The organism is Hydrogenimonas thermophila (genome assembly GCF_900115615.1).
GTDB lineage: Bacteria > Campylobacterota > Campylobacteria > Campylobacterales > Hydrogenimonadaceae > Hydrogenimonas > Hydrogenimonas thermophila.
Genome location: NZ_FOXB01000002.1, coordinates 76,461 through 89,157, shown reverse-complemented (window position 1 = coordinate 89,157; position 12,697 = coordinate 76,461). Strand labels below are relative to the sequence as shown.

The following is a 12,697-nucleotide window of genomic DNA, read 5'->3' as shown; positions in this document are numbered from 1 at the left end:
TATTTTTTTGCATTAAAAACTCTTTAGTGAGATATTTTCAAAGTAAATAAAATAGGCTATAAAATAAATTATTCACAAAATTTTTCAACCTGATAGACAAAAATCTGAGGATGACACTCCAAACAGTTTTGTTGTAAGCCTGCTTTTAAACACAAGTGTGCAAAAAATTGATAAAAATCATTTAACTGCTCCCACACTTGTGGTAAAAATGTTGCCTGTCTACCATTACATTGCAAAATAACGCCATCAACTCCCGGACGAATTTTAGATTTCAAATCCTCTATGTCGCTATACTCCAAAAACTCTGGAACACTCAAAAGTGAAACTTCTATCTTTACCTTTTTAAACTCTTCTGGTGTTAAAGGTGAAAATCTAGGATCACCAAAAGCTGCGGACTTTGCATTTGAAACAATATCGTTCAATAGTGGTCTATGTGGAATAATAGAGCCTATACACCCACGAAGCTGACCATCAATAGTCAAAGTTACAAATGTAGCTTGCTCTTTTTTTAGTTCAGGATATTTTTTTTCTAGTTCTTCAACTTCTATCTCATTCACTATACCAAACTCTGAAGCAATTGCTTTCCTAGCAATTTCAATCAGTAATTCGCCCATTATTGTTCCTTAAAATCTTTATCATATAAAGGAGCTGCATTTGGATTACGCTCTTTTTTTAAAGCCATATCTATTTTATTTAGTGGTAGATTTGAAGATGGTGAAGCTATGGTACCGCTTCTTACACCTGAAGATGGTGGTTCATAAACAAAAAGAGAGTTTTCTACCATTCCCATACGTACAGGAGTTGCTGAAGAGTATGTAGTTACAATGGCATCATTTGTTAAATGCTTTGACAAATCTGCAAAATACTCTTTAGTCCAAAGTAGTGGATTCTTTTTAGGGCTAAAGGCATCTTGATAGACAATGTCAAAGGTTAAATCTGTCCTTTTTAGAAACTCTCTTGCGTCGCCAAAAACAACATTAATACGAATATTCTCATCTTCATAACAGCCATTTTTTGAGATTTCACTGACAATTGGTTTAAATGATTGCAAAGGCTCTGGATAAGGAAATTTATCAAGAGAACGAACCAAAAATTCATCAAACTCTGGAGATACAATATGGAGTTTATAGTTAAAAACATTTTTATTTACATAGTAGAGTGTTGTAAGAGTATTGTAGCCTAATCCAAAGCAGATATCTAAAATTGTCAACTCTTTCTTTGAAGAGTCAATGAGAGTAAATGCTGGCTCTATATGCTTTTTCAATGACTCTTTAAAAGCACCATCTTTTGTGGAGTGGTAACACTCATCAAACTGTTCAGAGTGACAAGTATAGCTTCCATCTGCAGTTTCGACAAACTCCATTTTAGAAACTCGCTTCGTGAAGCTCTTTAAACTTAAATCCCTCCATAACTTCATCAATACTTGCACCCTCTCTGGCAACAAGTACAAATATATTCTCTTCTATCATTGGCCAAATAGGTTCTCCCTGCTTGGCAACAATAGCATAATCAACCATCTCTTCAATATCTTCTCTTGAATCATAAAATTCAACTCTTTTAACTTCACCCTCATCAAAATCTATAAGACCCCAAACTAAAGCATCATCCATAGTAGTTAGCCAAGCTTCATCAAGGTCTCTGCTACTTAATGGTAATTCTATTAACATACACTCCCTTTTATTTTTTCAGGATCAAGCTTTAAATCTTCATTATGCATTACACCAATGCCTTTTTTCAAAACATCTTCAGCAATCTCTTTTGCCTCTTCAAGTGAATGCATTTTACAGTTTCCACACTGATACTCGTTCAATTCAGGTATATCAGACATACTTTTAACTGCCAGTATATCTCTCATCGACTCTTCCCAAGCTTTTACTAGCCGGCTCTCTTCAGGCTCACCTATAACACTCATATAAAAGCCTGTTCGACAACCCATTGGAGATATATCAATAACTTCAACATCATCAGATACAATATGCTCACGCATAAAACCTGCAAACAGATGCTCTAAGGTATGAACACCTTTTTCACTCATCTCTTCTTTGTTTGGTCTGCAAAAACGCAAATCAAATATAGTTATTGTATCTCCACTTGGTGTCTTCATAGTTTTAGCTTTTCTAACAGCAGGTGCTGGCATAATAGTATGATCTACTGTAAAACTTTCTAATAATGGCAATTTACTCTCCTTATCTTATATCTGAATCATCTTCTATACGATTCTCATTAAACTCTTTTGCTTTTGATAATGCATAAATTGAACCTGCAACAACATCTATGTATTTATCTTTATCTGATTTTTCTCTGCAAGAAAGTCCCATATAAAAACGGGTAGTTGGAAAATTATTTTCTAACAGAACCAATAAATTTTCAGCTGCTTTAAACCCTTTACTACACTCTTCTATGAAAGGGAAAAAAATTGCTACCAAATTTTCTTTTATAGAAAAAACTTTATCTGTCTGACGAATTTTTGATTCAATTGAAGAGATCCAATCACACTCTGTAGAACTTTCAATTAGAAGAAAGCAGTAAGGCACACCGTATCTATTGTAAGCATACTCTAAATCACTAAGCATAGAGCCACATTGTTCAATAATATCTTGACGAATTATCAAAACATATCCTTATAACGGGTACTTAACTCTAGTACCCGTTAAATCTCTACTTAAATATTAGACACTTGCCTCTTCACGACGTTGTAAATATTCCCAATAAGCATCAACACGCTTCTGCCACTCATCAATCAAATACTCATATTCCGGCTTAAATAGATGCTTGAAACGTCCTTGCGCACCAAGGTAATCACGTACAGGAACTTTATTTTTAGGTCGGTATGTGATTGTCAACTTAGTTCCATTTTCTATCTCATAAAGAGGGAAAACAAGAGAGTCTGTTGCAAGATCAGAAACAGCGATTGTATCATCCGGTGCAAACTTCCACTCTGTTGTACAAGCACTCATCGCATTAATAAAGACAGGACCTTCAGTTGCAAATCCTTTTTGGATCTTTTTAACCATATCTTTCCATTTGTTTGGAGCAACCTGTGCAACATATGGAGCACCATGAGCAGCCATAATCTGAACAATATCTTTTTTATTCATCTTCTCGCCATAGCTTACACGACCTGCTGGAGAAGTTGTTGTACTAGCACCAATTGGTGTAGCTGAACTTCGCTGACCACCAGTATTTGCATAAACTTCATTATCCAAACAAACATACATCATGTCATGCCCACGTTCAAAACATCCTGAAATCCACTGAAAACCAATATCATAAGTTGCACCATCACCACCAAATGCTACAAACTTAGGTGTTTTACCTTCACAAGACTCAGGAAGTTTACCTTTACGCTTACGTGCTTTATACATTGCTTCAGCACCGGCAATTGCTGTTGAACTATTCTCAAAACCTATGTGAATCCAAGAGTTATCCCATGATGTATATGGATATACTGCTGTACATACTTCCAAACATCCTGTAGATGCAGATAGGATCAAAGGATCGTTAGTTGCATTTAAAACTTCACGAACAATAATCGAGTGTGCACATCCTGGGCACAAAAGGTTAGCACCCTCGAAACGGTCTGCAGAGGTTGAAAACTCTTTCAGGTTTTTAATTTTTTTCATTTCACTCATCGTGCACTCCTCTTAATAAAACGACAATTTAGGACCACGAAGCCCTACAAACTGCTGTAATGGTGTTGTTAGTTTACCTTCTTTTGCATTGGCATCCAACTCTTTATAAATCTCTTTTGCATGATCAATTGTAAAGTCACGTCCGCCAAGACCATAAATATAGTTAGAAATAACTGGATGGTTTTCACCCTGATATAAAGATGCTGTTACTTCATTATAAAGCATACCAAGTGCACCGTTTGGACTACTTCTGTCAAGACAAGCAACTGCTTTAACTTTTGAAAGAGCTTTTTTAATCTGCTCATATGGCCAAGGTCGAATTAAGCGTGGAGAGACAACACCTGCTTTAATCCCCTCTTCTCTCATCATATTTGCAACCATTGTTGCAGTCTCAACAGTTGTACCAAGAGCAACTATAGCTACTTCAGCATCTTCCATCAAATACTCTTCAACAATGTTATATTTTCGACCTGTCTTCTTTTCAAAAGCATCGAAAACTTCTTCAACTTTTCCAAATACTTTTGTCATCAAGTCTGCATGCTGGCGTGCTTTATGCTCAAAGTGCCAATCTTCTTCTGTTTGTACGCCATATGTTACAGGCTTTGAAAGATCAAGCATTGCATTCATTGGTTTATATTCACCAACAAATTCATATGCTTCGTCATCACTCAAAGGATGTACATTTTCAGCAGTATGTGAAGTAATGAATCCATCCTGATGAACCATAACAGGCAAGCGGATTTCATGATCTTCACCTATTCTAAATGCCATTAAAGTCAAATCATATGCTTGCTGTGAATTGTAAGCATCAAGTTGAATCCATCCACTATCACGACCAAGATACATATCTGAATGGTCACCATTAACATTCAAAGGTGCAGCCAATGCACGGTTTACAACTGCCAAAACAATTGGAAGACGCATACCACTTGCTTGATAAAGAACCTCTGACATTAATGCAAAACCTTGCGAACTTGTAGCAGTAGCAACACGTCCACCTGCAGCAGCGGCACCAACACACCCACTCATAGCAGCATGTTCAGATTCAACCATAACAAATTCACCATCAATATAACCGTTAGCTAAGAACGAACTATAGTTCTGTACTATTGGCGTAGATGGTGTAATTGGATATGCTGCAACAACATCAATCTGAGCCTGGCGCAAAGCCTGGCTTGCAGCCATATTACCGTCCCATACCTCTACTTCATTTAATTCCATTTTTTCAGCCATCAAACTCTCCTATTACTCTTTCTCAGGCCACTGTGCCAGAGCTTCATCATTATCTATACGCTCTTCAAACATCAATAGTGATTTAGGGTTGGTTGGACATACTTCAACACAAATACCACACCCTTTACAATGGTCATAATCAACACCAATCATCTTTTTATCTCTTGAAATAATCGAAATATCAGGACAATAGATCCAGCAGAACTGACAATCTATACAAAGATCACGGTTATAAACAGGTTTTAAAACTCGCCAATCTCCAACATATGCTGTATAAGAGTTTGTTTCTGCATATGGTCTATCTTCTGGTAAAATTTCTGATGCATCCTTTTCAAGTTCTTTATCAAATGAAAAGAGAATAGCCCCCGGGACAAGTTCATCCCATCCAAGATATTTCATCGTCTCTCCCTTACTTAACTGAATTATACGCATTCTCTATCGCAGCCATATTGGCATCGATAATCTTTTGCGGGAATTTTGCCAAAACACTCTTCATTGCATTTTGGAAATAGTCCAAATCAAACATACCAGAGACTTTCATTAAAGCACCAAGCATAGGTGTATTAGGGATAGCCCGACCAATCGTGTCAAGTGAAATTTGCATACAGTCAACAACATATACATCTCTGCCTTTTAATTTTGGCTGACTTTCAAGCAATTCCTCTTTACTAAGATGCGTTGTAATAATATATTTAGTTGCATCTTTCTCATTTGCTGTAATATCTGCAGTATATGTTAATCCTGGGTCAATTACAAGTACATAATCTGGATGCATAAATTTTTCATGATTCAAAATTACTTCATCATCAACCCTATTATAAGCAGTCATAGCCGCACCACGTTTTGCTGATCCATAAAAAGCAAAGGCTTGTACATGCTTACCAGTTCGCGAAACAACATCCGCCAAACCTTTAGCACCTGTAACCGCACCCTGCCCTGCACGAGAGTGCCAGCGAATTTCCAACATCGATTCTCCCTTTCAAAACGTAAAACCTTAGACTAGGTTTTTACTACGTTTATTATTGAACTTCTAAGGTAGCCTAATTGTAATCAAGCGGTTCTTAAATCAAGCTTTTTTTTCATCAATGATTTCAATTGCACTGAATACATTTTCAACAATGTGTTCACAAGAATCACATAATTCTTCTTTTTTTCCATAGCCACAGGTTAAAGCAATAGGAGTAATATTTGCAGATTTTGCAGATTGAACATCCAAAAGAGTATCACCTATCATCCAACAAGTTTCATCTTTAACATTCATATATTCCAATGCTTTCAAAATAGGTTCCGGGTGAGGTTTTGGATTGATTACATCTTCTCGACCTATTAGTATTTCAAAATATTGCATAAGGTTTAAATGTTCCAGCAACTCCCTTGAATAGCGACCTGTCTTAGTAGTAACTATTCCTAAACGTGCAAACTCTGATGCCTTTTTTACAGCACTTTCAGCACTTGGAAGTAAGATGGTTTTTTGGCAACTAATTTTCCTGTAATGCTTCTTATACTCTTGTACAAAATTGTCTGCAATTTCCTCTTCTATTCCAAGGCTAATAAACATTACATCAAGAGGGTAGCCTATTAAAGATTTAATCTTTTCCTGATCTGGGACTGGCTTATTAAAAGATTCAAAAGCAACTGAAAAACTTTCTAAAATTGCCTTAGTAGAGTCAATTAATGTACCATCTAAATCAAAAAGTATGATCGTTTTCATGGTTTAATCCAATTAATTTGATTATGCATAATACCTGTAACAGAAGGAATAATTGGGGTGATTTTACGATTTACTACAGTTATAGAGTCAGGTATGTATAAAAATATATAAGGTCTATCACTAGCAATTATCTTAAACATTTTACGGTAAAGCTTTCCAACTTCAGCCATATTAGTTCTCTTTTCTGCTTCTTTAATAAGCTTGTCTACTATTGGGTTTTTGTATCCAACAAGATTGAAACCGCCTGGCTTATCAGATTCTGAGTGCCAAAGAGCATAGGCATCAGGTATAAGCCCTAAACTCCATCCTAGTAAAATAACTTCAAATCGTCTTGGAGTTACTACAGTATTCAAAAAAGCCTGCCACTCCATTGCTCTTATTTTTACCTTTATGCCAACTTTGCTTAATTGGTACTGAATAATCTGAGCAGCATAGAGTCTTGTACTGTTATTTGCATTTGTTGATATTGTAAACTCCAAAGGGTGACTTTTGTCATACCCAGCCTCTTTAAGAAGCTCTTTTGCTTTTTTTAGATTAAACTCACTCTTTTGAGGAGTTTTTGGATAAGCAAATGTACCTGGCATAAAAGGACCATAACAGATTTGTCCATAAGAGAAAAAGAGTATTTTTATTATCTGTTCTTTATCAATTGCTAAGTCTATAGCTTCTCTTACTCGCTTATCTTTGAACTTATCAAGAGTTAAATTAAATCCTAAATAAGTATATCCGTGACCTGGTAAGCGAACTACTCTATAATGCTCTTTAAACTCTTTGTCAATCTGTTTTTCAATCTGTAGTGGAGATAATGATCCAATATCAAGTTTATGTGCCTTAAACATCATAAATTGTGTAGAAGGGTCTGGAATAAAGTGATAGTGAATTTTTTCTATATTCGGTACATGTTCAAAATAGTCTTCATTGGCAGTTAAAACAATATCACCAGAATTAGAAATGCTTTGAAGCTTGTATGGACCAGTACCTATCGGCTCTCTATTTAACTTTGATGTCATTGGATCTTTTTCATTTTTCCACAAATGTTTAGGCAAAATACCAATCATCCAAATTGATACAGCCTTGTAATAAGGAGTTTTGTATGTTACTTCTACACTATATTGATCTATAGCGCGAACTGACTCTACATACCTAAAATCACTGCTATAAGGAGTAAAAATCTTTGGTGACTGTGATAGCTCATAAGTAAATACAACATCTTCTGATGTAAAAGGATGCCCATCATGCCAAACTACATTTTTTCTAAGTTTGAATATTAGATGAGTTTCATCCTTAAAATAATAAGAACTGGCAAGATCTCCAACAATGTTAGCATCTTTATCAAACTTTACAAGACCATTAAATATCCAGTTTGTTATCTCACCACTGGCACTGTCTGTAGCCAGCAGAGGATTAATTCTACTTGGATTTGCTCCAATACTAAGATGAAGAGTAGACGAAAATGAAAAGAGAGGTATTAATAAAAATATTAACCGTATCATTTATGATATGGTTTAAGCGGTTTTCCATGAGCTTTCCAATTGATTATACCGCCTTTGAGATGATAGACCTCTTTATAACCCAATTTATTAGAAAGAAAATTACCTAACAATTTTGTTCTATTTGATGAACGGCACACCAATACAAAAGGCTTGTCTCTATCAATACCAAGTTTTTTTAGTCTATCTAAAAATTGCTCAACATTATAACTTCCATCTGGATGAAAGAACTCTATTGTTTTACTGTTATCTATAATACCTGTCTCTTTCCACTCTTGCTGAGTACGAATATCTATGACAGGCACCCCATTTTGTTTCATATTTTCAAAAGTATTAATATCTATATCTTTTACTTGTGCAAAAAGGAAGTATGGTAAAAAAAGGATGAATGTAATAAGTTTTTTCATTTTGAGGCTCCTCCCGGGAAACCCGGGAAAAAAATTAACGTTTAGAGAACTGAGGACTTCGGCGAGCTTTATGTTTACCATATTTTTTACGCTCAACAACACGTGAATCACGTGTAAGAAGTCCATGTGGCTTAAGGATTTTTCTAAACTCTTCATCATATGCTACAAGTGCTTTTGAAATTCCGTGTTTCAATGCATCAGCTTGTGCAGAGTATCCGCCGCCGAGTGTCTGAGCTACAATATCAACGCTTGCTTCTTGCTTTGTCAAAAGAAGCGGTTGCATAACTTTTCGTTTAATCGCTTCATGTCCGCCTAGCCACTCATCAAGGCCCATACCGTTAATTGTCATCTTTCCGCTACCAGGCTTCAACCAAACCTTTGCGACAGATGTTTTTCGTTTTCCGGTTGCATAAACGTTTGCCATCTTAGTTTTCCTTTGCTTTTACTTGCGCTGTATGCGGATGCTCACTACCTGCATATACACGGAGTTTTTTAAGCATTGCACGTCCAAGTTTTGTTTTTGGAAGCATTCCGCGAGTTGCAAGTTTGAAAAGTTTCTCAGGGTTTTTTTGTACGAGCTCGCCCAGCTTTTCACTTTTTACACTGCCGAAGTAGCCACTATGTCTGTGGTACTGCTTGTCTTCAAGTTTATTTGCACCGCTGAACTTTACTTTTGATGCATTGATAACGATTACATGATCGCCACAATCTACATGAGGTGTAAAGTAAGGTTTATGTTTTCCACGAAGATAGGTTGCAATTTCAGTAACCAATCGTCCGAATGTTTTTCCTTCTGCATCGAGTACGATCCAGTCACGCTCTACTTGAGCGCTGTTTACCATCTTTGTCATTTTCATGGCAGCTTGACCTTTTAAAAGATTTGAACGAGGGGATTGTAGGGTAATATAGTTTAAAAGTTGCTTAATTTAAGACATCTGTAAGCTAAATAAGCAGTAATTACTTAACAAACAGTTTATAAGTTTTATATCCAATATCTTCACCTATTTTTACTCTAACTTCAATATTCCATCTACCTCCATTTTTTACTTCAAATTCTTCACTTATATAACTTTTACCATTAAACTCAAAATTATTTAAATGAATATCATATTGAGTAGTTGTTGGTCTTGTAACAACAACAGTAATTTCAGGATTATTAATTATATTGCTATCTTTTGAAATCAAATTTACTACTACTTTATTTTTGCCAATTTTCAACTTATTGCTACTTAAATCAATTTGATACTTTAAGTCAAAAAGTTTCTGTTTAGCCATTATTTCATTGATATTTTCATCAACATCCTGATACTTCATCATATAGCTATTATCTAATTGTACAGGATTGTTTACTGCAACTTTGATTGTCCAAATACCTAAAATTACTACTGTCAGGATCATCCCGACAATAGCATATGGCCAATAATTTATCTCTTTTTTATTATTTTGTTGCATTCTTTTTCCTCTTTAAAATAAATTGCAAAATTATAAATGCAAGTATGGCATAAAAAATAGTACGAACTATTTGAAAAGTTGATCTACTCTCACTTCCTATACTTGATGTAAGTTTAATATCTTTGCTCTCAGCAACTTGATCAACAATATCAGCATATCCATTAAAGATTGCAACTTCCTGCTTTACACTGTCACTTTTACTAAATGCTGGACTCATAACTGGTCGAATTGTACCCCTCCATGGAAGAGGACTCAATATCTGATCAATATCAATCAGCTTTTTAGCATCTTCAGAAGCAAAAATATTGACAGCTGTAGGTTTTACTGAAAAATAGAGTAAAATATATGTTGGGTACTCTTTTTTAATTTTATTAAGAAGATCAACTGGTCGTGTATTATTTAAATCACCAACTGCTGCAACAAAAACTGGAACCTTCGTTTTTTCATAGAGCTCAGTTCCCATTTGCTCAATTTTATCAACTTCTTTAGGAGGCATGACTCCATCATTGACCAAAATAAAATTAACTTGTGCAAATAAGAATACAGGAGATAAAAAAACTACTAGTAGAAAGAAAGGGCTAAAAGCCCTTTTAAAAATTGTAACCATATGATTAATGATTAACCTACAAATGCATGATTTGCAGTTGTTACTGCCCAAAGTGTATATGCAGCTAATATAACCATGCCCCATCCGAGTACTTTATCCATAACTTGAATCATATGACTCTCCTTTTATTCTTGAAAGACAACAAACTTAAAATAATAGCTTGTTGTCTTTTTCAATTTTTAGTTTTCAAATTTATATTTATGTAATGAATCGCCACCTACAGGAGTACCATGAATAACAAGTTTCTCCTCATTAGAAAGGTTATCACCTCTCATTTTTATAGAAAGCGGATCTTTTATCTCATAAGATTGTTGAGCAGTTGCTTGTTGTGTTACAAGCGCAGCAGTAGTTAAACCTGCAAGTATCGCTAATAACAAAACTGTTGCAACTAACATACCACCTATGCCATGAATTCCAAATGCACTTCCTTGTTTTTCCATTACCTACTCCTTATTCGCCACGTGCAAGGCTAAGAATATAGCTACCAACAGCTTTTTCTTGCACTGGAGTCAATCTTCCTTTAAAGCTGACCATCTTACCAATATACCCTTTTTTACCTCTTTCAAGTACATCAGCAACAAAAGCAGGAGTTCCATACTTAGTAAGGTCTGGAGCCATTCCACCCATACCTTTTCCATCTGCTCCGTGACATCCAGCACAAGTTGCAAATTCAGCAGGTTGTTCACCTTTCATTCCATTAGCAACATATTCAGCTACTTTTTTTGCAGCATCGCCGCTTAGCATACCACCAGGCATTTCACCCATTGGATACCCTAAACCTTTTGATCCATTTTTAATAGTTTCAAGAACACCAGCAGCAGAACCCCATACAGTTAAGTCTGCAGCTTTTCCACCCATTCCATCACCTGCAATACCATGGCAAGGTGCACACTGAACTAAATAAACACCTTCACCCATCTCTTGTAATGTTTGTTTATCAGCACTAGCCCATTTACTTTCAAAAGTTTTTTGGTGAGCAGCAACTTCTTCATTATATTCACCAATTTGAGAGTAAGCATTTACAGGATAACCTGCTGTCCAATACCATAATGCCCATACCATTGTTCCAAGAAAAGTATAAGCCCAACCAGCAGGCAACTCATTTTTATATTCACCGATTCCATCCCAATTTTCATCAGCAAGCTCACCTGTAGACTTGTCGGTTTTCATCTGCTTAATATATTTACCAGCAACAAATACCGTCAAGAAGAAAATAATAACCGCTGCTAGCAGGGAGAGCTGGTTAATATTGTCTTGTAAAATATTACTGTTCATGACTGCTCCTTGTTTTCTTTCATCTCTTCCTTCGGCTCAACTGGCGCAGAATCAAGTTCATCATCTAATGCCAGTTTACCGTACTTCTCATAATTCCGAGTACCCTTCTTTTCTGCACGGTAGAGATGCAGGATATAGGCATACAGAATCACTGTCAAAAAGACAGTGAAGAAAAAGTAAGCATATGCCTGCAATTCTCTAATATTTTCCACGTTTTCACCTTACTTTAGACTATTCATATAAGCAATAAGTGCAACAATCTCTGGAATCTCTCCGCGTGCAACAGCATCTTTAACATCTTGATTTTTCATATCTGCTGCAATTTTTTTAGCATCTTCAAGTGCCTGTTTTTTTGCCTCTTCCCAGCTTCCAAGTTTTGTAAAACCTGGTTTGTCATATGGTACGTTAAATACTTTTTTTACTGTCAATGCTTCAGCATAAGCAGTTTCCAAGTCTGCATTTTGTGTAAACATATGTTTATATGGAGGCATAATTGATCCAGGTACTACAGATGTAGGCTCCCACATATGGTTTTCATGCCAGTCAGTTGTACGATACTGTCCAACACGGTGCAAATCTGGTCCTGTTCTTTTTGAACCCCAAAGGAAAGGTCTATCATATGCATATTCACCACTTAAACTGTAAGGACCATAACGATCAGTTTCAGATTTAAATGGTCGAATTAGCTGTGAATGACAAGCATTACAGCTATCTTTTATATAAACATGTCGTCCTGCAAGTTGAAGCAGTGTATATGGCTGCTTTCCTGTAACTGGACGTGAAGCCTGAGCAAAGTCAGGCACAATTTCAATAAGACCGGCAAAAGCAATTACCAGAAAAACACCTACTGAGAATAAAAACGGTCGTTGTTCTAACCAATGAAACATTCC

The 12,697-nt window shown here is 35.9% G+C and carries 20 protein-coding genes; all 20 read right to left on the bottom strand.

The features are described 5' to 3' along the window. Positions 1-68 precede the first annotated feature (68 nt). The 20 genes from amrA to ccoO all read right to left on the bottom strand — a co-directional run bounded on the left by amrA (position 69) and on the right by ccoO (position 12,694). Complete coding sequence (amrA, locus tag BM227_RS01120) at positions 69-614, bottom strand: AmmeMemoRadiSam system protein A (RefSeq protein ID WP_092910194.1); 546 nt, start codon at positions 612-614, stop codon at positions 69-71. Next, positions 614-1,363: a tRNA (5-methylaminomethyl-2-thiouridine)(34)-methyltransferase MnmD gene (locus BM227_RS01115; RefSeq protein ID WP_092910192.1), complete on the bottom strand. Its 750-nt coding sequence runs from the start codon at positions 1,361-1,363 to the stop codon at positions 614-616. The genes amrA and BM227_RS01115 overlap by 1 nt, the downstream gene beginning before the upstream one ends. A 1-nt stretch (position 1,364) precedes the next feature. Next, complete coding sequence (locus BM227_RS01110) at positions 1,365-1,667, bottom strand: hypothetical protein (protein ID WP_092910188.1); 303 nt, start codon at positions 1,665-1,667, stop codon at positions 1,365-1,367. Further along, on the bottom strand, positions 1,661-2,176 hold the full coding sequence (gene luxS / locus BM227_RS01105; RefSeq protein ID WP_092910185.1) for an S-ribosylhomocysteine lyase: 516 nt from the start codon (positions 2,174-2,176) through the stop codon (positions 1,661-1,663). The genes BM227_RS01110 and luxS overlap by 7 nt, the downstream gene beginning before the upstream one ends. Before the next feature lie 10 nt (positions 2,177-2,186). Continuing rightward, entirely contained in the window at positions 2,187-2,612 is a 426-nt protein-coding gene (locus BM227_RS01100) for a hypothetical protein (protein ID WP_092910181.1), read from the bottom strand. 57 nt (positions 2,613-2,669) lie between these two features. Further along, positions 2,670-3,632 carry a thiamine pyrophosphate-dependent enzyme gene (locus tag BM227_RS01095; RefSeq protein ID WP_092910178.1) on the bottom strand — a complete coding sequence of 321 codons (963 nt, stop codon included), beginning with the start codon at positions 3,630-3,632 and terminating at the stop codon, positions 2,670-2,672. 12 nt (positions 3,633-3,644) lie between these two features. Continuing rightward, a complete protein-coding gene (locus BM227_RS01090; RefSeq protein WP_092910175.1) occupies positions 3,645-4,865 on the bottom strand; it encodes a 2-oxoacid:ferredoxin oxidoreductase subunit alpha in 1,221 nt (406 codons plus the stop codon). A 12-nt stretch (positions 4,866-4,877) separates the two neighbouring features. Beyond that, a complete protein-coding gene (locus BM227_RS01085; protein WP_092910172.1) occupies positions 4,878-5,264 on the bottom strand; it encodes a 4Fe-4S dicluster-binding protein in 387 nt (128 codons plus the stop codon). 10 nt (positions 5,265-5,274) lie between these two features. Beyond that, entirely contained in the window at positions 5,275-5,832 is a 558-nt protein-coding gene (locus BM227_RS01080) for a pyruvate flavodoxin oxidoreductase subunit gamma (RefSeq protein ID WP_092910170.1), read from the bottom strand. 99 nt (positions 5,833-5,931) lie between these two features. Further along, positions 5,932-6,576 carry an HAD family hydrolase gene (locus BM227_RS01075; RefSeq protein ID WP_092910167.1) on the bottom strand — a complete coding sequence of 215 codons (645 nt, stop codon included), beginning with the start codon at positions 6,574-6,576 and terminating at the stop codon, positions 5,932-5,934. Next, entirely contained in the window at positions 6,573-8,069 is a 1,497-nt protein-coding gene (locus BM227_RS01070) for a peptide-binding protein (RefSeq protein WP_092910164.1), read from the bottom strand. Before BM227_RS01070 ends, BM227_RS01075 begins: the two co-directional genes overlap by 4 nt. Continuing rightward, a complete protein-coding gene (locus BM227_RS01065) occupies positions 8,066-8,473 on the bottom strand; it encodes a rhodanese-like domain-containing protein (protein WP_177201935.1) in 408 nt (135 codons plus the stop codon). The genes BM227_RS01070 and BM227_RS01065 overlap by 4 nt, the downstream gene beginning before the upstream one ends. A 34-nt stretch (positions 8,474-8,507) precedes the next feature. Continuing rightward, complete coding sequence (gene rpsI, locus BM227_RS01060) at positions 8,508-8,897, bottom strand: 30S ribosomal protein S9 (RefSeq protein ID WP_092910158.1); 390 nt, start codon at positions 8,895-8,897, stop codon at positions 8,508-8,510. 1 nt (position 8,898) lies between these two features. Then, positions 8,899-9,324 (bottom strand): 50S ribosomal protein L13, encoded by a 426-nt coding sequence (gene rplM, locus BM227_RS01055; protein ID WP_092910309.1) that lies wholly within the window; start codon positions 9,322-9,324, stop codon positions 8,899-8,901. Positions 9,325-9,430: 106 nt separating this feature from the next. Further along, positions 9,431-9,925 (bottom strand): FixH family protein, encoded by a 495-nt coding sequence (locus BM227_RS01050; protein WP_092910155.1) that lies wholly within the window; start codon positions 9,923-9,925, stop codon positions 9,431-9,433. Beyond that, positions 9,912-10,421 (bottom strand): hypothetical protein, encoded by a 510-nt coding sequence (locus BM227_RS01045; protein WP_092910152.1) that lies wholly within the window; start codon positions 10,419-10,421, stop codon positions 9,912-9,914. Before BM227_RS01045 ends, BM227_RS01050 begins: the two co-directional genes overlap by 14 nt. A gap of 290 nt (positions 10,422-10,711) precedes the next feature. Next, complete coding sequence (locus BM227_RS01040) at positions 10,712-10,972, bottom strand: DUF4006 family protein (protein WP_092910149.1); 261 nt, start codon at positions 10,970-10,972, stop codon at positions 10,712-10,714. A 10-nt stretch (positions 10,973-10,982) separates the two neighbouring features. Then, positions 10,983-11,807, bottom strand: a complete 825-nt coding sequence (locus BM227_RS01035) for a cbb3-type cytochrome c oxidase N-terminal domain-containing protein (RefSeq protein ID WP_092910147.1) — start codon at positions 11,805-11,807, stop codon at positions 10,983-10,985. Continuing rightward, complete coding sequence (locus BM227_RS01030; RefSeq protein ID WP_092910144.1) at positions 11,804-12,019, bottom strand: cytochrome c oxidase, cbb3-type, CcoQ subunit; 216 nt, start codon at positions 12,017-12,019, stop codon at positions 11,804-11,806. Before BM227_RS01030 ends, BM227_RS01035 begins: the two co-directional genes overlap by 4 nt. A gap of 9 nt (positions 12,020-12,028) precedes the next feature. Next, positions 12,029-12,694 carry a cytochrome-c oxidase, cbb3-type subunit II gene (ccoO, locus tag BM227_RS01025; protein WP_092910141.1) on the bottom strand — a complete coding sequence of 222 codons (666 nt, stop codon included), beginning with the start codon at positions 12,692-12,694 and terminating at the stop codon, positions 12,029-12,031. Positions 12,695-12,697: the final 3 nt, after the last annotated feature.